Genomic DNA, 19,237 nt, shown 5'->3' on the forward strand with positions numbered 1-19,237 from the left:
AGCTCACCATGGCGGCCGTCGCCGCCCGGGCGCGGGTGAGCAAGCCGGCCGTCCACCGGCGGTGGCCCACCAAGCAGGACCTGGTGATCGCGGCGGCCGCGTCCCGGGTCGGCGCCCTGGCCGTGCCGGATCTGGGGAGCTTCCGGACGAACTCCGGGAGGTGCTCACCGGAGAGGTGCTCGCGAGCGCACTCGCCGTCGTCCGCCTGCCGGGCGCCGACCCGGGGGCCTTCCTCGAGGAAGCCGTCGCCTTCGCCGACGACGTCCTCCCCGGCACCCTCGGCGCCACCCTCCTCGTCCACCCCAGGACCGAGAAGAGCCATGCCCGGCAGGTGACCGAGGCCATCGCGCCCTCCGCTACGGAACCCTCGGCGTCAACTGCTGGTCCGCGATCGGCTTCCTGCTCGGCCACACCCCCTGAGGCGCCCACCCCGGCCACACCCGCCGCGCCGTCGGCTCCGGCATCGGCTCCGGCATCGGATTCGTCCACAACGCCTTCATGCTGGAGGACGTGGAGAAGACCGTACTGAGGGCCCCGTTCGCCCCCGCGCCGCGCGGCCTGTTCACCGGATCGCCCTCGATCTCCCCGCGCCCGCCGTTCTACGTCACCAACAGGACGGCCCTCATCACGATCCGCCGCGTCACCGCCTTCACCGCGGCACCCTCCCTCGCCGGACTCCCGGGTATCTTCACGTCCGCGCTGCGCGGCTGACCGGCCCGCTCCCTTCACCACCCCTGATCACCCCTCATCACCCCTCATCACCCCTTCGAGAGGACCACCGATGAACCTTGCCGACCTCGTCGGCCGCAGTGCGGCCGAGCACGGCGACCGCACCGCCGTCGAACTGGGCACCACCCGGATCTCCTACGCCGAGCTCGACGCGACCGTCGGCCGCGTCGCCGCCATGCTCGGCGCCCGCGGTGTGCGCCGCGGCGACCGGGTCGGCGTGATGCTGCCCAACATGACGGAGTTCCCCGCCCTGTACTACGGCGTGCTGCGGGCCGGCGCCGTCGTGGTGCCGATGAATCCGCTCCTGAAGGCCCGCGAGATCGCCCACTACCTCCAGGACTCCGGCGCCAAGCTGCTGTTCGTCTTCGACGCCGTCGCGGCCGAGGCCGCCAAGGGCCGCGCCACCGAACTCGTCCCCGTGGCACCCGGCGCCCTCACCGGCCTCCTCGCCGACCACCCCGACCCGCTCGCGGGATCGGTGGGCGGCGGCCGGGACACCGCCGTGATCCTCTACACCTCCGGCACCACCGGCAAGCCCAAGGGCGCCGAACTCTCCCACGACAACATCGCCCGCAATACCGAACTGTGCGCCCGCGACCTCTTCGACCTCCAGCCCCAGGACGTCGTCCTCGGCTGCCTGCCGCTCTTCCACACCTTCGGGCAGACCTGCGGGATGAACACGGCCCTCTCCGTCGGCGCCCGCCTCACCCTGCTGACCCGCTTCGAACCCCGAGCCGCGCTCGACACCCTCGCCGCCGACGGGGTCACCGTGTTCCTCGGGGTGCCGACCATGTTCTCCGCGCTCCTCGCCGCCCGCCACCGCGCCCCCGGGACCCACGACGTCTCCGCCCTGCGCCTGTGCGCCTCCGGCGGCGCGTCCCTCCCGGTGGAGGTGCTCCACGGCTTCGAGAAGGCCTTCGACAGCCCCGTCCTCGAAGGCTACGGAATGTCGGAGACCTCGCCGGTCATCACCTTCAACCACCCCGACCGCCCCCGGAAGGCCGGCACCGTCGGCACCCCGCTCCAGGGCGTCGAGGTCCGTCTGGACGCCGTGAAGGACGGCATCGGCGAGGTCTGCGTGCGCGGCCACAACGTCATGAAGGGCTACTGGAACCGCCCCGACGCCACCGCCGAGACCCTCGTGGACGGCTGGCTGCACACCGGCGACCTCGGCCGCGTCGACGAGGACGGCTACCTCTCCATCGTCGACCGGAAGAAGGACCTGATCATTCGCGGCGGCTACAACGTCTACCCGCGCGAGATCGAAGAGGTCCTCTACGAGCACCCCGGCGTCGCCGAGGCGGCCGTCATAGGCCTGCCCCACGGCGAACTCGGCGAAGAGGTCGGCGCCGCCGTCGCCCTCCACGAAGGCGCCACCGCCACCCCCGACGACCTCCGCGAGTTCGTGCGCGCCCAGGTCGCCCCGTACAAGTACCCCCGGGTGGTCTGGCTCCTCGACGAACTCCCCAAGGGGGCCACCGGAAAGATCCTCAAGCGGGAGATCGCCCCGCCGCACCCGACCGCCTGACACGGGGGCCCCTAGGGCTCCCACCGGGTGTCGCGGCCGACCTTCTCCCAGGCCGCGAGATCGCCGCGTACCTGCTCCAGGTGTGCGTAGATGGTGTCGATCGAGTCGTCGCCCAGGGCGAGCCGCAGCGGCTTCTCGTCCGCGTTCAGGGCGGCCAGGACCGCCGCCGCGGCCTTCGCCGGGTCGCCGGCCTGGCCGCCGTCGCCGCCCTCCACGAAGGCACGGGTGGCGCCGACCGTGTCCGCGTAGTCGGCGATCGTGTCCAGGCTGAGGCTGCCGTTGCCGAACAGGCTGGTGCGGAAGGCGCCGGGCTCGACGATCAGGACGTGGATGCCGAGCGGCCCGACCTCCGCGGCCAGCGCCTCCGACATGCCCTCCAGGGCGAACTTCGTCGCGCTGTACGCGCCGAAGCCCGCCATCGACATCTGCCCGCCGACGCTGCTCAGCTGCACGATCGCCCCGGAGCGGCGCTCGCGCATGTACGGCAGGACGGCGCGGGTCAGCGCGGCGGGGCCGAAGACGTGCACGTCGAAGAGCGAGCGCAGCTCGGCGTCGTCGGTCTCCTCGACCGAACCGACGTGGGTACGGCCCGCGTTGTTGACCAGGACATCGATGCGGCCGTGGCGCTCGGCGACCTCGCGCACCACCCGGTCGACCGCGGCGTGGTCGGTGACGTCGAGGGTGACGGCCTCGACCTGGTCGGGGTGGGCGGCGACCAGCTCGTCCAGCGCGCCCGCGCGGCGGGCCGCGGCGACCACGACGTCGCCGGCGCCGACCGCGGCCTCGGTGAAGGCACGTCCGAAGCCGCTGTTGGCTCCGGTGATCAGCCAGACCTTGCTCATGACGGTGTTCCCCTCGTGACGCGTATGCGGGACGTCCCGCCCGCCGACGGCTCGGCGGGCGGCGACACGACGAGCATGCGGGCGCGGGGCGTTGCCCGTCCAAGATCCGTCGTGATAACCCATGGCTATGACCACGGACGTGCACGGGCGGGATCTGCGGTACTTCCTCGCGGTCGCGGAGGAACTGCACTTCACACGGGCGGCGGAGCGGCTGTACGTCTCGCAGCCCGCGCTCAGCAAGCAGATCCGGGCCCTGGAACGGCAGCTCGGCGCCCCGCTCTTCGACCGCGACCGGCAGGGCGTCCGCCTCACCGAGGTCGGTACGGCCCTGCTGCCGCACGCCCGGGCGGTGCTCGCCGCATGGGACGAAGCGGAGCACGCGGTCCGGACGGCCCGGGAGGAGGCGAGCGGCACCCTGGTCGTCGGGATGAGCACCAGCCCCGGCCGGGGCGGGCTGCTGCCCGCGATCCGCTCCCGCTTCACCGAGGCCCATCCGCGGGCCGCGCCCCGGCTGCGGCAGATCGGCTGGGAGGACCCGACGGCCGGGCTCGCCGACGGCAGCAGCGACGTGGCCTTCGTCTGGCTGCCGCTGGCCGGCCCGGAGCGCTTCCGCTGGGTCGTCGTCGCCACCGAACCGCGCCTCGTCGCCCTGCCGGAAGGCCATCCGCTGGCCGCCCGCGCACGGATCGACTTCGCCGAACTCCTCGACGAGCCCTTCCTCGCCCTGCCGGACACCGGCCCCGAACTCCGCGACTACTGGCTGGCCGTGGACGCGCGGCACGGCCGGCCGCCGGTCGTCGGCGCCGAGATAGCCAGTGCCGACGAGACGTACGAGGCCCTGGTCGGCGGCCTCGGCATCTGCCTGGTCGCCACCGGCAACGCCCCGCTGCTCACCCGCGGCGGCGTCGTCACCCGCCCCGTCGACGGCGTCTCGGAGTCCCGCTTCGCCCTCGCCTGGCGCGCCGACGACACCCGCCCCCTGGTCCGCGACTACGCACGCGCGGCGGCCGACGTCGCCGCGTCCACACGAACCTGACCTCGCGGTCGTGGCGATAGGCGGTGGCCAGTTCGTGCGGGCGGGTTTCCCGGTGAGTGCTCCGGCCGACTCCGTCGTCACGGGATCGAGCGCGGGCCCGCGTCCCGGATCGGTCGAGGCGGGCGTCTACAGGATCAGGGCGGTCGGCTCCGGGCTGTGCCTGGGGGAGTCGACCTCCCGGGACGGCGGGGGCGCCGTGGAGCAGTACGCCTGCCCCGCGAGCATCCCCGTCTACCTCCTGGAACCGGCCGGCGGCGACCGGTACACGATCCGCTCCCTGCACCCCGTCCTGGGACACGGCTGCCTCGGCGTCGACGCCGGGCTGAGGACCGAAGGCGCCCGACTGATGAACGACTGCTGCGGCCGTCGGGGCACCGCCGAGCGGTTCAGCATCCGCGCCGCAGCCGGGGCGCACTCCGGTACGTACCGGATCCTGCCGGTCCACACCGGAGCCTGCGTCACGATCGCCGGCGGCAACCGCACCCCGGGTGTTGCCGTCGTCCAACTCCCGTGTGCACGGACGCAGTCGGGGCAGCTCTTCGCCTTCGACCCGGTTCCGGCCCCCACAGCCATCCCCGACATCAGATCCAACTGACACCAGAGCGGCAGAGTTTCAACGGGTCGGGTGACCGCCGCCGTCGCGTGGGTCGATCGGCGCGAGGACGCCGAGCCGGTCCTCGATCGCCTGGGCCGCGTCGAGGCACAGGTCCTCGCGGAACGCGCGCCCGACGACCTGCACCCCGGTGGGGAGCCCGTCGGCCGTCCCGGTCGGTACGGCGACGCCCGGTACGCCGACGAAGCTGGTCGCGGTGCACAGGCGCATGCCGGAGGCGACCCGGTTCCGGCCTGCCCTGTCCCGCGATTCCAGCCCCGGCTCGACCGGCGGCTCGGTGAAGACAGGCCCCAGCACCAGCGGGTACGCGTCGAGGAATTCGGCCCAGGAGCGGCGGATGTTCATCCAGACGCCCATCAGCTTCATGAACTCGGCCGCGTCGGCGGCCGGGGCCTGCTCCATCGCCATCGCGATGTAACGGTCCCCGCCCTCGCCGAGCAGCGCGCGCACCGCCGGCCACGTCGGGGCGAACTCGGTCGCCGTGATCCGGCCGTACGCGTCGAGGGCCTCGTCCAGCCGCGGCACGTCCCGCTCCTCCCGTACGTCGTACCCGGCGTCGCGGAGCGCGTCGGCCGCGGCGGCGACGGCCGTGCGCACCGTGGGGTGGACGCCATGCCCGCCGGGGTCCGCGACGACCGCCACCTTCACCCGTCCGGGGAGGGGTTCGCCGTACGCGGGCACCGGCACGGCACGCGGGTCGCGCGGATCGGTCCCGGCGAGCACCTCGTACGCCAGGCGGAGGTCGCCCACACCGCGGGCCAGCGGGCCGTCCGTGACCAGCATCTGGGAAGCCGGGCCCGGATCGTCCGGGCCGAGGAAGCGATGGTCGGCGGGGAACCGCCCCGTGGTCGGCTTCAGCGCGGCCACGCCGCAGAACTGGGCCGGGATGCGCACCGATCCGCCGGAGTCGTTGCCGAGCCCGATCGCCGCCATGCCGGTGGCGACGGCCACGGCGTCGCCGCCGCTGGTGCCACCCGGGGTCCGTCCGCTGTCCCACGGATTGACCGTGTCGCCGAACAGCTCGCTGCGCGTGTGCATCCCCGCCAGGATCAGGGTGGGGAGGTTGCTGTGCCCGATGGGGATGGCCCCCGCCGCGCGCAGCCGTGCCACCGGGGGCGCGTCGGCAGCCGCCACGAGATCGCGGAAGCGCTCCGACCCGAACGTGGTCGGCACGCCTTCGATGGCCGTGGACTCCTTCACCGTGAAGGGCACCCCCGCGAGAGGTCCCAGCGTTTCGCCGCCGGCCCGCCGGCGGTCCGTCCGCGCCGCGTCCTCGCGTGCGCGCTCGGCGAGGAGCTGCGTGACCGCGTTCACGCGAGGGTTGACCTCGGCGATGCGCTCCAGGTGGCTGTCGACCAGTTCGAGGGCCGAGACCTCCCCGCCACGTACGGCCTCCGCCTGCGCGGCGGCCGGCATCCTCCACAGGGCATCCCGCATGACTGTCTCCACCGTCCTCTCCATACCGATGCGCCCGCATCGGAACCGTGGCGGAGACCCTACCCCGTAACCGATACGACTGCATCGGATAAAGTCGGTCGACGAAGCGAAGCGAAGCGCCGCGGACGAAGAGGAGGGTCACCGGACATGCCCAGACAGGTGGATCACGCGAGCCGGCGCCGCCTCATCGCCGAGGCGGTCTGCCATCTTGCCGACGAACGCGGCCTGGAGGGCGTGACCCTGCGCGACGTCGCCGCCCGGGCGCAGGTGTCGATGGGCGCGGTGCAGCGGTGCTTCCGCACCAAGGACGAGATGCTCGTCTTCGCTCTGGAGCACATCGGCGAACGGATCGGCGAGCGCGTACAGGCCCGCCTCGTCAGGAGCCCGGCCCAGTCGGCCGGCACGGCCCTGGGGCACGCGGCCACCGAACTCTCGCTGCTGCGGGAGGAACACCGCGCCGAGGCCAGAGTCTGGCTCGCCTTCGTCGCGCAGGCGGCCGTCAGCGAGGCGCTCGCCAGCACGCTGCGGGCGAACTACGCACCCCTGGAAGAGGCCTTCACCCGCCTGATCGAGGAAGCCGCCGAAGGTACCGCCCGCACCGCTCCCCTCGACCCGAGGCGCGAGGCCCGCACCCTCCTGGCCCTCGCCGACGGCCTCACCGCCCACGTCCTCATCGGCCACCTCGCCCCCCAGGACGCAGAGGACGTCCTCCACGCACACCTCACCCGCCTCTGGGGGTAACCACCGCTCCCCGTCGGCGGCACTCGCGCCCGGTGGCGATGGAGGAGGCCTCGCAGGCGCCGAGGAAGGCCACGGCGGCAGCGGCTCGGCCGGCGTGGCCGACGGTGCCGCCGGTGTCGTACCAGGGGCTGAGCCTGGACGCGGCCGACCCCCGCCCGCTCCCGGGGCCAGCCCCGGCGCCGATGCCGCCGGTCACCGCAGCAGGCCGAAGGCCAGGTCGGCGTCGGCCACGGCCTCGGGGTGGACATCGTGGGCGGTGCGTCCGTCGGCGATCCTCTGCCAGTTGGTCCGTGCGAGCACCCGCCGGACCGCGAGCGCCTGTGCGGCCCGCAGCTGTGCCTGGATCCCTTCGCCGAGGGCCTCCGCCAAGGCCTCCTCGTCCTCCAGCTGGTACTGCGTGAGCCGAGCCGCCAGGCTCGGTGTGGTGAACACCAGCCGGTGGAACGCCACCACCTCGGGATGATCGGCGAGGCCGGTGACGGGATCGAAGCGGTTGAGGCCGGCCCGGAAGTGCCGGTGCAACGCCGCCATCGGCTCGGTGCCGGGCGTGCGGTCGCGTACGACGCGCGCCGCCTCGCCCTGGTGGTCGGCGAACCGGTGCAGCACCAGGTCTTCCTTGGTGGGGAAGTACCGGAAGAGGGTCGGCTTGGAGATCTCGGCCGCCGCGGCGATCTCGTTGACCGAGACGCTGTCGAAGCCGCGCTCCAGGAACAGTGAGACGGCCGCGTCGCCGATGGCCTCGCGCGTCCGCTGCTTCTTGCGGGTCCGCAGCCCCGTCGACTCGCTCATCCGGCCACAGTAACATTTATTACCAGGTTGCTTTTTTAACCGAGTAACGTTTCGATGGGCGATGTGCCTCACACAAACAGTTCTCCCGTGCTCGTCACCGGCGCGACGGGCCGGGTCGGCCGCGTCGTCGTCGACCGACTCCTCGACGTGGGCGTGCCGGTTCGCGCCCTCGTCCGTCGCGCCGAGGCGGCGGCGACGCTGCCGTCGACCGTCGAGGTCTTCACCGGCGACCTCACCGACCCCGAGTCCCTCGATCCGGCGCTGAAGGGCGCCGATGCGGTCTTCCTCGTCTGGACCGCGCCGCCTCCGACCGCCGAGCCGGTCATCGAGCGGCTGGCGGCGGCCCAGGTGCGGCGGGCCGTTTTCCTCTCCTCCCCCCACCAGACGCCGCACCCCTTCTTCCAGCAGCCCAATCCCATGGCGGCACTGCATGCCCACATCGAGCGGCTCCTCGCGGCCACCACGCTCGACACGACGGTCATCCGTCCCGGGATGTTCGCGTCGAACGCGCTCGCCTGGTGGGCGCCCGCGATCCGGAACGGCGATGTCGTCCGGTGGCCCTACGGTGCCGCCGAGTCGGCCCCGGTCGACGACCGCGACATCGCGGCCGTGGCGGCACGCACGCTCTGCGAGGACGGACACCTCGGAGGCGACTACGTCCTGACGGGCCCCGAGTCCCTGACGCACGCCGCGCAGCTGGACGTCATCGGTGACGCCCTGGGGCGCCGGATCGCCTACGAGGAGATCACGCCGGACGAGTTCCGAAACCTGTGGGAGGGGACGGCGCCCAGCTCGGCCGTCGACATGCTGCTCGCCGCGTGGCGCGCCGCCGTGGGACGGCCCGCGTACCTCACCACCGCGGTCACCGACATCCTCGGGACACCCGCACGGACCTTCCACCAATGGGCGGCCGACCATGCCGCCGCGTTCACCCGAAGTACGTGACCTCGTCGCCGGTGAGCCCGTACCGACGAATCCCGGTGTTAAAGTATCGTCCGATCGATCTCGATCGCAGGATTGTTACTTCCCGAGGCCTCCGCCTTCGTCGCCCACGCGACGCCATGGCGGTGTGCCGCCCGAGGGAAGGCAAGGCCTGGGTAGCGCCGTGTGCGCGACCCGGGCCTTTTTTGTTGCCCGGATCCGGGCGTGAGAGATCGCGGACAGAAGCAGGACGGCAGCAGCCCGAGGATGCAAGGAAGCATCATGAACACACCCGCAACCGGTCACGGCACGCCGGCGGAGCGCATCCTCCGCGGCGTCGGCGGAGCCGAGAACGTCGAGAGCCTCACGCACTGCGCGACGAGGCTCCGCTTCCAGCTCCACGACGGGGCGAAGGCCGACACGGCCGCGCTCGACGCCCTCGACGGCGTCATGGCCACCGTGCCGCAGTCCGGCGACCGCCTCCAGATCGTGATCGGCGGAGCCGTCGCACGGGTCTACTCCGAGATCATGAACCTGCCGTCGATGACGGACGGCGGCACGGCCCCGCCGAAGTCGGACGCGGACGTCAAGGCCGAGGCGCGGGCCAGGAGCCGCGGCCGCTACCTCTGGCTCGACAACTTCTTCGAGTACCTCTCGGACTCCTTCCGCCCGCTCATGGGCGTGCTGCTCGGCTCCTCGCTGATCATCGCGATCGCCTCCGTCCTCGACGCCCTCGGCGTGGTCGACTTCCGTGCCGCGGACAAGTCCGCGACCTGGGTGTTCGTCGACGCCATGTGGCGCTCGGTGCTCTACTTCCTGCCGATCTTCGTCGCCTACAACGCGGCGAAGAAGCTGAAGATCGACCCATGGGTGGGCGCCACCGTGATGGCCGCCGTGATGACCCCGAACTTCACGGGCCTGATCAACTCCAAGATCCCCGGCGTCACGACCACCACCAACGAGACGCTCGGCACCACGGAGTCCGTGGCGCACGTCTTCGGCCTGCCGATGCAGCTGAACGACTACGGCGGCCAGGTGTTCGTACCGCTGCTGATGGTCGCCCTGCTCGCCCTCGTCTACAAGGGCCTGCAGCGCGTCTTCCCCGAGAGCGTGCACATGGTCTTCGTGCCGTTCTTCAGCATGCTGATCATGATCCCGGTGACCGCCTTCCTCATCGGCCCGCTGGGCATCTGGGCCGGCAACGGCCTCGGCGAGGGGCTGTCCTGGCTGAACGGCAACGCGCCGCTCGTCTTCGCGATCATGATCCCGCTGCTCTACCCCTTCCTGGTGCCGCTGGGCCTGCACTGGCCGCTGAACGCGCTCATGCTGCAGAACATCAACACCCTCGGCTACGACTTCATCCAGGGCCCCATGGGCGCCTGGAACTTCGCCTGCTTCGGCGCCACCGCCGGTGTCCTGCTCCTCTCGGTGCGCCACCGCGAGAAGGAGATGCGCCAGACCGCGACCGGCGCCCTCGCCGCCGGCCTCTTCGGCGGCATCTCCGAACCCTCGCTGTACGGCATCCACCTGCGCTTCAAGCGGATCTACCCGCGCATGCTGGTCGGCTGCCTCGTCGGCGGCGTCATCGTGGGCGTCCTGGGCGGCGTCGACACCAACGCCTTCGCCTTCACCTCGCTGCTGACCATCCCGGTCTTCGACCCGATGCCGGTCTACGTCATCGCGATCACGGCGTCCTTCTTCACCGCCATGGCACTCGTGTACTTCTCCGATTTCCGCACCCCGCAGGACCGCGCCCGGGCCAACGCCGAGCGCGACGCCGCCGAGGCGGCCTCCCGGGAGAGCGAGACGGCCGACGCCCGCGAGCTCGTCACCGTCGGCGCTCCCGCGAGCGCCGCGGTCGGCTCGCCCGCGGCACCCGCCACCCCCACCCCCACCCCCACCCCCACCCCCACCCCCACCCCCAACCCCATCTCCACCTCCGCCGAGGAGGCCACCGCAGGGAAGGGCATCCAGCTCGCCGCGCCGGTCGCGGGCCGTGTGGTCGACCTCGACGAGGTCGGGGACCCGGTCTTCGCCTCCCGCGCGCTCGGCGAGGGCGTGGGCATCGAGCCGGCCGACGGCCGGGTCGTCGCCCCGGTCGACGGAGACCTGATGGTCGTCGCCGACACCGGCCACGCCTTCGGCATCCGTACCCCCGACGGCGTCGAGGTCCTCATCCACGTCGGCATCGACACGGTGCAGATGCAGGGGGAGGGCTTCGACGTCCGGGCCGAGGCCGGCCGGCAGGTCCGGGCCGGAGACCTGCTCGTCGAGGTCGACCTCGACGCGGTCCGCGCGGCGGAGCACCCGACCGTCACCCTCATGACCGTCACCAACACCGCGGAGCTCGCCTCGGTCGAGCCGCACACCGGGCAGGACGTCGCCGTCGGCGCGCCCGTGGTGACCGTACGGCGGTGACGGGCGGCCACCGACCCGTCGCGGGTACGCGCACCCCGCGGAGCGCGTACCCGCACGGCCTCGGCGAGGCTCCCGCGGAGCATGCGGGATCATTGGGGGAGAAACGGACCGCGGACGACAAGGAGAGCAGGCTGTGAAGGCGCTGCGTGTCCTCAACAACAACGTGGTCCTCGCGCGCGACGACCAGGGCCAGGAGGTCATCCTCACCGGGCGCGGCATCGGCTTCAGCTCCCGTCAGGGCAAGCCGGTCGACCCGGCGCTGATCGTCCGCGTCTTCGTCCCGGCGGACGGCCGTGACCCCGACCACCTGAGCGAGGTCCTCTCCCTCATCGACGAGGAGATCCTGCGGGCCGTCGTGATCGCCCTGGACGAGTCCGGCATCGAGGGCCGCGAGTCCACCCGGCCGACCCTCGCCATCGCCGTCGCCGACCACGTCGCCGGCGCGCTGGACCGCGCCGCGCGGGGCATCGCCGTCGAGTACCCGCTGCGCGCCGAGGTCCAGGCCCTGTACGCCACCGAGTACGCCCAGGCCCAGCGCCTGCTCGCCGCCATCAACGAACGCGTGGACCCGCGACTGGAGCCGCCCGAGGCGATCGCGCTCGCCCTGCACCTGGTGAACGCGGGCTTCGCCACGGGTGACCTGTCCTTCACGTACACGATGACCGGCGTCATCCACCAGATGCTCGCCGTCGTCAGGGAACGGCACGGACTGTCGGTCTCCCAGGAGTCGATGAGCGCGGCGCGGTTCATCACCCACGTGCGCTACCTCTTCGTCCGGATCCAGCAGCACCGGCAGCTGAAGGGACACGAGTCCACGATCGGCCAGGGCATCCGCCGCCACTACCCGGAGGCGACCCGCACCGCGCAGCAGCTGGCCACGATCGTCGAGCTGCGCCTGGGCACGCACCTGAGCGAGGACGAGGTCTCCTACCTGGCGCTCCACGTCGCCCGCATGACCACGGAGACGGAGCCGGACGGCAGCGCGGCATGAGGCGCCCGGCGCTCCCGCCACGAGCGCCGGCCCCGGCTTCCGGCACTCACGGACGGGGCTCGGAGGGGAGGAAGGTCACCTGGGGCGCGCCGGTGCGCGGATGGACGGTGATCTCGCTCTCCACCCCGTACACCTCGGACAGCAGCCGGGGCGTGAGGACCTCCACCGGTGGGCCCGACGCGGTGACCCTGCCGTCCCGCAGGACGTAGAGGCGGTCGCAGTAGTACGCGGCGAGGTTGAGGTCGTGCAGGGCGACCAGGACCGTGGCCGGCAGCTTCCGCAGGGTGCCCAGGACGTCCAGCTGGTGGCGGATGTCCAGGTGGTTCGTCGGCTCGTCCAGGACGAGGAGGGACGGTCGCTGGGCGAGGGCGCGGGCGATGAGGACGCGTTGGCGTTCGCCGCCGGAGAGCCGGTCGAAGGGGCGGTGGGCGAGGTCGGTGGCGTCCACCGCGTCCAGGGCCGCACCGACCAGTTCGGCGTCCTCGCGGGTGTCTCCGTCGAGGAGCCGCTTGTGCGGGGTGCGGCCCATGGCGACGACCTCACGCACGGAGAGGTCGAAGTCGGCGCCCGGCTCCTGCACCACGGCCGCGACGGTGCGGGCCAGGTGCCGTACGGGCAGCGCCCAGGCGTCGGCGCCGTCGACGCCGACCCGGCCCGCGGCGGGGCGCAGGACGCGGTAGACGGCGCGCAGCAGGCTGGACTTGCCGCTCCCGTTGGGACCGACGAGGCCGATGACCTCGCCGGGGCGCGCGGTCAGGGACACGTCCTCGACGAGGCGGTGGGCGCCGACGGTCAGGGTGACGCCGTCGACGACGAGTTCGGTGGCGGTCACGCCCCTCCTCGGTCGGTGCCCCTGCGGGCGTCGCGGCGCATCAGCCACAGGAAGAACGGTCCGCCGCACAGGGCCGTGAGCACGCCGACGGGTATCTCCATGGGCGCGGCGACGACACGCGCGGCGATGTCGGCCCAGACGAGGAAGACCGCGCCGCCGAGCGCGGCGGCCGGCAGGACGCGGCGGTGGTCGCCGCCGACGGCGAGGCGGACGATGTGCGGCAGCATCAGGCCGACGAAGCCGATCGGTCCGCACGCCGCGACGAGGACGCCGGTGACGAGGGACAGCAGGACGAACATGCGGGCGCGGAAGCGGGCCACGTCCAGGCCCATCGTGGTGGCCGCCTCCTCACCGGCGAGCAGAAGGTTCAGGTTGCGCGCCTGCACGAGGAGGACGGAGACGCCGAGCAGCAGGGCGGCGCCGGGCAGCCACAGTGTTCCCCAGTTGACGCCGCCGAGGCCGCCGAGGGTCCAGGCGAGGACCGCGCGGGCCTCGTTGCCCCGGTCGGTGGTGAGCAGCAGCAGGTCCAGTACGGCGGTGAGCACCGCGGCGACGGCCACACCGGACAGGACCAGCCGAGCCGAGGTGATCCTGCCACCGGTGCGCGCCGTGGTGTAGACGAGGAGCAGGGCCCCGAGCGCGCCCGCGAACGCGGCGACCGACAGCGACACCGGCCCGAACAGGGTGACCCCGAACACGATCACCGTCACGGCGCCCAGGGACGCCCCGGAGGAGACCCCGAGCAGGTAGGGCTCGGCGAGCGGGTTGCGGATCAGGGCCTGCAGGGCGGTCCCCACGACCGCGAGTCCGGCGCCGGCCACGGCTCCGAGCAGGACGCGGGGCGCGCGGACGTCCAGCACGATGGTCTCGCGCGCCCGCGACCAGTCCCGTTCCACCCAGTCGGCGCCCAGCGCGTGCGTCACGATGCCCCACACCTGGCCGGGCGGCACCCGCACCGAACCGATCGCCAGGCCGGCCGTGACGGAGACCACCAGCACGACGGCCAGGACCACGAGGACGACGGCGAGACGGGCCATGCCGGGATCGTCACCGCCCGGGCGGCCCGGCCCGGCCCGCCTGTCGTCCTGCCTCCCCGGTCGCGCGGCCCGCCCGGGGGCGGCGTCGGTGACCGGGGCCGTCACCGGAAGCTCTCCGGCCGGATGCCACGGGCCAGATCGTCCACCGCGTACGCGGCCCGTACGCCGACGAGGGTGGCGGTCAACGGCAGAACGACGAACCGCTTGTTCCTGATGGCGGGCACGTCCTTCAGCGCGGGCTGGCCGAGCAGGAACTCCTTCTTCTGTTCGACGCTTCCGGAGCCCGCGTAGTCGTAGATCGCGATGACCTCCGGCCCGCGGTCGACGACCTGCTCCCAGGAGACGTCGCCGAAGACGTCGTCGAGGTCGGCGAAGACGTTCGTGCCGCCGGCCAGCCGGATCAGTTCGGTGCCGAGGCTCTTGCCGCCCGCGGTGAAGGCGGCCTTGTCACCGCTGTCGTACACGAAGACGGTCACCGGGGGCTCGCCCCTGACGGCGGCGGAGGCCTTCTCGACCCTCGCCCGCAGGTCGGAGACCAGCTTGTCCGCGCGGTCGGACACGCCGAAGATCGTGCCGACGGTACGGATCTCCTCGTACGCGTCCTCCATCGTCACCCGCTCCTTCCCGCAGTACTCGCGGTTCAGATGGGTGTCGATGCCCGCGTCCCGGAACGCCTCGCGGGAGCGGCCCTCCTTCTCGGCGAAGGCGCTGCCGTAGCCGCCGTACACCAGGTCCGGTTCGGCGTCCAGAACGGTCTCGAAGGACGGTTCCCGCTCTGCCAGTTCCGGGATCGACGCGTAGTCCTTCCGCAGTTCGGGCAGGACGGCGGAGTCGGGGAAGGCGGTGCCGACCATGCGGTCCTTCAGCCCCAGGGCGAGCATCAGCTCCGCCGGATGCTGGTGGATGGTGACGACGCGGGCGGGCGCCTCGTCGTACGTCGTCCTCACGCCGCAGTTGTCGATGGTGACGGGAAAGTTCCCGTCGGACGCGGACGCGGACGTGGCCTTCGTGTCCTGGGCGGTGTCCTGCGGCGAGCCGCAGCCGGCGGTCAGCAGGGCCGCCGACAGGGCGAGGGCCGAGGCCGTGGCGCGCAGGGCGCGGCGTCGGCGGGCAGGGGTGAACAGCTGGGAACGGTCGTACAAGTGAAGCCTCCTGGGGAGTCCGCGCTCCTCGGATCGGGCCCGCGACAGGCCAGTGTCCTGACTCCCGGATCGACGCTCCCCTTGCCTTCCCACGCACGGCGCAGTGGCATGCCGAAGGGTGCACTCCCCGGTCACAGTGGCGGGACCGTGCCGGAATCGCACCGGCTTCCTGTCTCCCGTCGCGGTGATGACCCGTTGATCCTACGATCCGCCGCGCCCCCGTCAAAAGGGCGCGAGCACCGCGCGCACGCCCCGCGGCACGCGTCAGGACGGGCGACCGCTGACCGGCGAGCGCGTGCGCCACGCGGTCCGGACGTCCTGGGAGTCGTGGATGAGCTGGACGCGCGTGAGAGGTGCTCCCCCGGGGACCGGTCCGGCGGGAAGGCCGTAGGTGCGGCGGATGCGTTCGAGGACTTCGCGTGCGAGCGATTCCGCGGCCCGCTCGGCCTGCGGCTCGGTGCCGAACTCCAGCGCCACGTCCACGGCCACCAGCGCGTTCCCCATGCGGCCGCGGGCCCAGCCGACGGGGATGCGCTCATCGGACGGGCCCGACCGACCGGAGCGGGTGAAGCTCCGCTCCGTACCGGTGGCCAGGGACCAGTCGGCGCCCGAATGCCGCTGCCGGGTGACGAGCAACCCCGGGTGGTCCACTTCGTACTGTGCGCGCCGGGCGCTCTTCGTCATCCCCGCTCCGGCCGCGAGGGCCACGGTCAGCGTGACCTCCGTCGTGGGCCGCAGCGGGGACTGCTCCGTCATCACGCAGGAGCTGCGCGCACGGGCGCGGTTGTCGTCGGCGCGCCTCGGCTGCCTGAAGCCGTCGTCGAGGAAGCCCCTCGCGTCCGAGAAGATGTCGATGCGCGGCGCTCCGCCCACCGCCGGGCGCTCCATGAGGGGGCGTACGGACGGGAGCGGGAGCAGCTCGCAGGCCGGGGCGAGGGTGTGGAGCGGTCCCATGGCGCCGGGGGCCGTGAACAGCGAGCCGGCCAGGAGGACCAGGGCGGTCAGGCCCGCCGCCGCGGCCACGACTCTGACGCCGGCACGCCGCGCCCGGCCCGTACCGTGTCCCGCGTCGCCCTCCGGATCCGCTTCCGCCGCGAGCATGCGCCGCAGCTCGACGTGCCGGAACCGGTAGACACCGCCGGTCTGGCGCAGCACCCCGCGACGGTGCGCGTCCGCGAGGAACTCGGCGAGCCGCAGGGGGAGGCGCCCCGTCGAGGCGAGCCACCACCGTGCCACCGTGTAGTGGCCCCACGCCGACATGACCAGGCTCCACAGACACCACCACAGGGCCAACGCGCCCCACACGGTGGCCCAGCGCCAGGAGGTGACGGCGTCCTCCCCGCGCCCGAAGCCCCAGAACAGGATGGTGGCGACCACCGGGAAGGGCAGCACCTTCTGCGCGGAGGGCATGGACGGCGTGTAGGGAAAGGAGAGAGGCGCCAGAACCAGTGCGGTACGACGGTCCTGGCGCAGCAGGGTGACGGGGTCGCCTCGCTGGACGTCGGCGGGCCCGCGGACGACGGTGAGGGCCCGCGAGACCACCGTGAGCGGGATGAGCAGCAGGAAGGAGGCGAAGAGGACGGCGAGACCGTTGCCGCGTACGACGGCCCAGATCCAGACGGCGAGCCCACCCACCGGTATCAGCACGGAGAGCACGGTTCCCGCCGGCCGCTCTCGCAGGGACTGGAACACCCTCCCGCGGGGTGACAGCAGCCGCTGCGGGTAGGGGGCGGCACCCCCGCGCTCGGCGATCCAGTCGAGCGCTCCGGCGCACACGGCCGCGATCAGGACGAGAACGGCCGCCCGGAGTCCGAGACCGGGGACCCCCGGATCTCCCGGCACGGGCAGGGAGGTGGAGGCGACCGTCGCGGCGAGGACCAGACCCAGGGGAAGGGAGACGAACAGGGTGCGGAACGTCCACGGCACCTCGGCTGCGAGGCCCCACCAGGCGATGTCCTGCCCGGGGCCGCGGGCGAGCCGGGCCAGGTACCGATGGGCGCGACCGGACGTCATGGGGGCACGACGTCCCGGCACCGCTGCCGGGTCCACCTGATAGGCGGCATCGACGAAAGCACTCAGCAGATGCCGCTCCACCGCGCTCCGGGTGGTGAGGTCGCTCCGTTCGAGGAGGTCGTCGGGGCGGGCGGTGGTGTCGCTGTAGACGGCTCTGGCGAGGCTGACCATGAGCGGGGTGCGCAGCACCTCGCGCAGGTGCCGCGCCGCCTGGCCGTCCGGGTCGGCGTCGGCCGCGGCGAGCCGGTCCAGGACCGGGTCCCACTTCGTCGTGGAGTCGGCCAGCTCGCGGGTGGTGCGCGGCAGGTAGGCACGCACGTCGGCCATGTCGAGCGACCGGAGCTGGACGGCGGCCGTCCGGGGCAGGCGAAGCCCCGAGTCGTTCAACGCGTCGGTGAACTCGGTGGTGCGACTGGTGAGGACGAAGCGGCCGTCGGGCAACAGGCTCCGGGAGAGCTGGGAGAGGGCCTTCCGGCGCGAGGCGGCGGGGAGTTCGTCGAAGCCGTCGAGGATGGGCAGGACGTATCCGGACGTGATGAGCCGGTGAGCGGTGCTCTGGGCCGAGGAGCCGGAGCCGTCCTCGCCGAGGATCCTCGGATGCGTCCGAGCCAGCCGTCCGGCCGCCCACCACCACAGTGGCGTTCCTTCCAAGGGGTCCCACGACGCGAGCGGGAACACGACCGGCACCGGATCGCGTTCCCCACGCCGTGCCAGCAGTTCGGCGGCCAGGTGGAGGACGAGGACCGACTTTCCGGCACCCGCGTCGCCGAGGACCACGAGGCGGCCGTGCGGCAGCCCCTCGTACGTCGCGAGGATGCCGGAGAAGGAGCCGTCGAGCCGGGGCGCCTCCCGCCCGGGGCCCGCGAGGTTCGCCGCGTGGTCCCCGATGCCGCGCGGTGCCGCCGTCCAGCGCACCGGCAGCGGACCGGGGTCGTGCAGGCGGACACCGGCCTCGTCCCACGCGTACTGCGCCGCGAGGGCGCGCGCCAGTGACGAGGACGCTCTGCGCAGCTCTCTGGGCGACGGGTGCCCGTCTGCGGGCCGGCGTCGGCGTCGCCCCCGTACGAGGGCGACACCGGCTGCGGCTGCCAGCACCAGGCAGGCCGCGGCCGCGGACCAGTCCGCGGTCCGCGAACCCGGCTGCGTACCGTTCCAGGCGAAGACGACGGCGAGGACGACTCCCAGGAGGAAGACGAGTGCGGGCTCCCGATCCGAGCGCGACGGGCCGGCCTGCTGATAGATGATGTCGCCGGCCACCTCGTAGGCGTGCACCACCACGTCGGGTGGGTCCCCGTCCGCGGTGGGGGCGTGGAGATGCACATCCTCGGCTCGGCCGACGGCCACGCTGCCATGGGCGGCATGGACATGGACGCCGCCGCCTCGGTGACCCGCGTGCGCGTCGCCCGCGGCGGTGTGGGGTGGGCTCGTGTCAGCGGCTGCCGGTCCGTTCAGCCCTGGATCGGATCCGGCACGGGAGGGAAGGAAGCCGTCACATTCCCGTTCACGACGCCGGCCGCGATCGACGTCTGCTCGGCATGGATCCACAGGCTTTCCTGTACCGCGATCCCGCCCGTGCCCGACTCGTTCGCGTAGTGCGGTGCGTGGTGTCGCAGCAGTTCGCGCAGCTCCTCCGCCGCGCGCCGCCGTTCGTGCTCCGGCAGTTCCTTGAGCAGCCGCTCGATGCGGGACCTCCACACCCGGTCGCCATCGGCGCGCGCATGTGCCGCGTCCGCCGCGCCACCCTCCTGCGCTCCCAGGAGCTCCGCGGCGGTACGGTCCAGGAGCTCCAGCTCAGTGCGGTGACGCTGCTCGTCCCCCCGCCCGAACCACCGCGCCAGCGCCTCCCGCAGCCCGGCCCACGCATCCGTGCCCGCAGCCCGCACGACAGCGGCTCCACCCGCACGGGCGAGCTCCACCCATGTCTGCTCCGACATCCGCGCCCGCCCTCTCCTCACCTGCCGTCCCCGGACTCGTACCGTATCGCCCGACTCGGCGGCCCCAGGTCGTTCAGGAATCGTCCGGTTCGGCTGTCCGCTCGGTGCGGGCCAGGCTTTCCCGCAGGGCGGCGTTCTCGGCCTCCAGGAGGGTGATGCGTTTGCGGGCGAAGTACAGCTCCATCACGGCGTCCTGGAACTCGGCCACGAGCTGCTGGGGGGTCAGTTCCATGG

18 protein-coding genes and 1 riboswitch are annotated in these 19,237 nt (G+C 72.9%); of the genes, 9 read left to right on the forward strand and 9 right to left on the reverse strand.

Annotation, left to right across the window (positions count from 1 at the left end; genetic code table 11):
• The first annotated feature begins 8 nt into the window (after positions 1 to 8).
• The 3 genes from HHL19_RS37360 (at position 9) to HHL19_RS18195 (ending at position 2,257) form a co-directional block, all read left to right on the forward strand.
• Positions 9 to 335 carry a TetR family transcriptional regulator gene (locus HHL19_RS37360; RefSeq protein ID WP_240981704.1) on the forward strand — a complete coding sequence of 109 codons (327 nt, stop codon included), beginning with the start codon at positions 9 to 11 and terminating at the stop codon, positions 333 to 335.
• Positions 336 to 498: 163 nt separating this feature from the next.
• A complete protein-coding gene (locus HHL19_RS18190; RefSeq protein ID WP_169090822.1) occupies positions 499 to 711 on the forward strand; it encodes a hypothetical protein in 213 nt (70 codons plus the stop codon).
• A 70-nt stretch (positions 712 to 781) separates the two neighbouring features.
• A complete protein-coding gene (locus HHL19_RS18195; RefSeq protein WP_169090824.1) occupies positions 782 to 2,257 on the forward strand; it encodes a long-chain fatty acid--CoA ligase in 1,476 nt (491 codons plus the stop codon).
• Positions 2,258 to 2,268: 11 nt separating this feature from the next.
• On the opposite strand, the gene HHL19_RS18200 is transcribed toward HHL19_RS18195, so the two are convergent.
• Entirely contained in the window at positions 2,269 to 3,099 is an 831-nt protein-coding gene (locus tag HHL19_RS18200) for an oxidoreductase (protein WP_169090826.1), read from the reverse strand.
• A 127-nt stretch (positions 3,100 to 3,226) separates the two neighbouring features.
• Between HHL19_RS18200 and HHL19_RS18205 the strand changes: the two genes are divergently transcribed.
• Together HHL19_RS18205 and HHL19_RS37365 are read left to right on the forward strand one after the other, a co-directional pair.
• Entirely contained in the window at positions 3,227 to 4,135 is a 909-nt protein-coding gene (locus HHL19_RS18205; protein ID WP_169090828.1) for a LysR family transcriptional regulator, read from the forward strand.
• 52 nt (positions 4,136 to 4,187) lie between these two features.
• Positions 4,188 to 4,730, forward strand: a complete 543-nt coding sequence (locus tag HHL19_RS37365; RefSeq protein ID WP_169090830.1) for an RICIN domain-containing protein — start codon at positions 4,188 to 4,190, stop codon at positions 4,728 to 4,730.
• An 18-nt stretch (positions 4,731 to 4,748) separates the two neighbouring features.
• On the opposite strand, the gene HHL19_RS18215 is transcribed toward HHL19_RS37365, so the two are convergent.
• Positions 4,749 to 6,185 (reverse strand): amidase, encoded by a 1,437-nt coding sequence (locus tag HHL19_RS18215; RefSeq protein ID WP_169090832.1) that lies wholly within the window; start codon positions 6,183 to 6,185, stop codon positions 4,749 to 4,751.
• Between the two features lie 147 nt (positions 6,186 to 6,332).
• Between HHL19_RS18215 and HHL19_RS18220 the strand changes: the two genes are divergently transcribed.
• The gene (locus HHL19_RS18220) at positions 6,333 to 6,926 is read left to right on the forward strand and encodes a TetR family transcriptional regulator C-terminal domain-containing protein (RefSeq protein ID WP_169090834.1); all 594 of its coding nucleotides are present in this window, start codon (positions 6,333 to 6,335) and stop codon (positions 6,924 to 6,926) included.
• Between the two features lie 192 nt (positions 6,927 to 7,118).
• On the opposite strand, the gene HHL19_RS18225 is transcribed toward HHL19_RS18220, so the two are convergent.
• Complete coding sequence (locus HHL19_RS18225; protein WP_169090836.1) at positions 7,119 to 7,715, reverse strand: TetR family transcriptional regulator; 597 nt, start codon at positions 7,713 to 7,715, stop codon at positions 7,119 to 7,121.
• An 87-nt stretch (positions 7,716 to 7,802) separates the two neighbouring features.
• Between HHL19_RS18225 and HHL19_RS18230 the strand changes: the two genes are divergently transcribed.
• The 3 genes from HHL19_RS18230 (at position 7,803) to HHL19_RS18240 (ending at position 12,045) form a co-directional block, all read left to right on the forward strand.
• Positions 7,803 to 8,660, forward strand: coding sequence for an NAD(P)H-binding protein (locus HHL19_RS18230; RefSeq protein ID WP_169090838.1), 858 nt, complete (start codon positions 7,803 to 7,805; stop codon positions 8,658 to 8,660).
• A 258-nt stretch (positions 8,661 to 8,918) separates the two neighbouring features.
• Positions 8,919 to 11,054 (forward strand): glucose PTS transporter subunit IIA, encoded by a 2,136-nt coding sequence (locus tag HHL19_RS38135; RefSeq protein ID WP_169090840.1) that lies wholly within the window; start codon positions 8,919 to 8,921, stop codon positions 11,052 to 11,054.
• Between the two features lie 133 nt (positions 11,055 to 11,187).
• On the forward strand, positions 11,188 to 12,045 hold the full coding sequence (locus tag HHL19_RS18240) for a PRD domain-containing protein (protein WP_169090842.1): 858 nt from the start codon (positions 11,188 to 11,190) through the stop codon (positions 12,043 to 12,045).
• A gap of 46 nt (positions 12,046 to 12,091) precedes the next feature.
• On the opposite strand, the gene HHL19_RS18245 is transcribed toward HHL19_RS18240, so the two are convergent.
• The 6 genes from HHL19_RS18245 to HHL19_RS18270 all read right to left on the reverse strand — a co-directional run bounded on the left by HHL19_RS18245 (position 12,092) and on the right by HHL19_RS18270 (position 19,235).
• Positions 12,092 to 12,877 (reverse strand): ABC transporter ATP-binding protein, encoded by a 786-nt coding sequence (locus HHL19_RS18245; protein ID WP_169090844.1) that lies wholly within the window; start codon positions 12,875 to 12,877, stop codon positions 12,092 to 12,094.
• Entirely contained in the window at positions 12,874 to 13,914 is a 1,041-nt protein-coding gene (locus HHL19_RS18250) for an iron ABC transporter permease (RefSeq protein ID WP_240981660.1), read from the reverse strand. The genes HHL19_RS18245 and HHL19_RS18250 overlap by 4 nt, the downstream gene beginning before the upstream one ends.
• A 101-nt stretch (positions 13,915 to 14,015) precedes the next feature.
• Positions 14,016 to 15,056 carry an ABC transporter substrate-binding protein gene (locus HHL19_RS18255; RefSeq protein WP_169090848.1) on the reverse strand — a complete coding sequence of 347 codons (1,041 nt, stop codon included), beginning with the start codon at positions 15,054 to 15,056 and terminating at the stop codon, positions 14,016 to 14,018.
• 29 nt (positions 15,057 to 15,085) lie between these two features.
• A riboswitch (cobalamin riboswitch) is annotated at positions 15,086 to 15,267 on the reverse strand.
• A 53-nt stretch (positions 15,268 to 15,320) separates the two neighbouring features.
• Positions 15,321 to 18,413: an NACHT domain-containing protein gene (locus HHL19_RS18260; RefSeq protein WP_169090850.1), complete on the reverse strand. Its 3,093-nt coding sequence runs from the start codon at positions 18,411 to 18,413 to the stop codon at positions 15,321 to 15,323.
• Positions 18,414 to 18,517: 104 nt separating this feature from the next.
• Positions 18,518 to 19,003 (reverse strand): hypothetical protein, encoded by a 486-nt coding sequence (locus tag HHL19_RS18265; RefSeq protein ID WP_169090852.1) that lies wholly within the window; start codon positions 19,001 to 19,003, stop codon positions 18,518 to 18,520.
• A gap of 73 nt (positions 19,004 to 19,076) precedes the next feature.
• Positions 19,077 to 19,235, reverse strand: a complete 159-nt coding sequence (locus HHL19_RS18270) for a hypothetical protein (protein WP_169090854.1) — start codon at positions 19,233 to 19,235, stop codon at positions 19,077 to 19,079.
• Positions 19,236 to 19,237: the final 2 nt, after the last annotated feature.

This window comes from Streptomyces sp. R302, from assembly GCF_012927245.1.
GTDB lineage: Bacteria > Actinomycetota > Actinomycetes > Streptomycetales > Streptomycetaceae > Streptomyces.

Excerpts from the sequence above, each read along its gene's own strand:
- HHL19_RS37360 (WP_240981704.1), top strand. The coding sequence starts at position 9 with ATGGCGGCCGTCGCCGCCCGGGCGCGGGTGAGCAAGCCGGCCGTCCAC.
- HHL19_RS18190 (WP_169090822.1), top strand. The coding sequence starts at position 499 with ATGCTGGAGGACGTGGAGAAGACCGTACTGAGGGCCCCGTTCGCCCCC.
- HHL19_RS18195 (WP_169090824.1), top strand. The coding sequence starts at position 782 with ATGAACCTTGCCGACCTCGTCGGCCGCAGTGCGGCCGAGCACGGCGAC.
- HHL19_RS18200 (WP_169090826.1), bottom strand. The coding sequence starts at position 3,099 with ATGAGCAAGGTCTGGCTGATCACCGGAGCCAACAGCGGCTTCGGACGT.
- HHL19_RS18205 (WP_169090828.1), top strand. The coding sequence starts at position 3,227 with ATGACCACGGACGTGCACGGGCGGGATCTGCGGTACTTCCTCGCGGTC.
- HHL19_RS18215 (WP_169090832.1), bottom strand. The coding sequence starts at position 6,185 with ATGCGGGATGCCCTGTGGAGGATGCCGGCCGCCGCGCAGGCGGAGGCC.
- HHL19_RS18220 (WP_169090834.1), top strand. The coding sequence starts at position 6,333 with ATGCCCAGACAGGTGGATCACGCGAGCCGGCGCCGCCTCATCGCCGAG.
- HHL19_RS18225 (WP_169090836.1), bottom strand. The coding sequence starts at position 7,715 with ATGAGCGAGTCGACGGGGCTGCGGACCCGCAAGAAGCAGCGGACGCGC.
- HHL19_RS38135 (WP_169090840.1), top strand. The coding sequence starts at position 8,919 with ATGAACACACCCGCAACCGGTCACGGCACGCCGGCGGAGCGCATCCTC.
- HHL19_RS18250 (WP_240981660.1), bottom strand. The coding sequence starts at position 13,914 with ATGGCCCGTCTCGCCGTCGTCCTCGTGGTCCTGGCCGTCGTGCTGGTG.
- HHL19_RS18265 (WP_169090852.1), bottom strand. The coding sequence starts at position 19,003 with ATGTCGGAGCAGACATGGGTGGAGCTCGCCCGTGCGGGTGGAGCCGCT.
- HHL19_RS18270 (WP_169090854.1), bottom strand. The coding sequence starts at position 19,235 with ATGGAACTGACCCCCCAGCAGCTCGTGGCCGAGTTCCAGGACGCCGTG.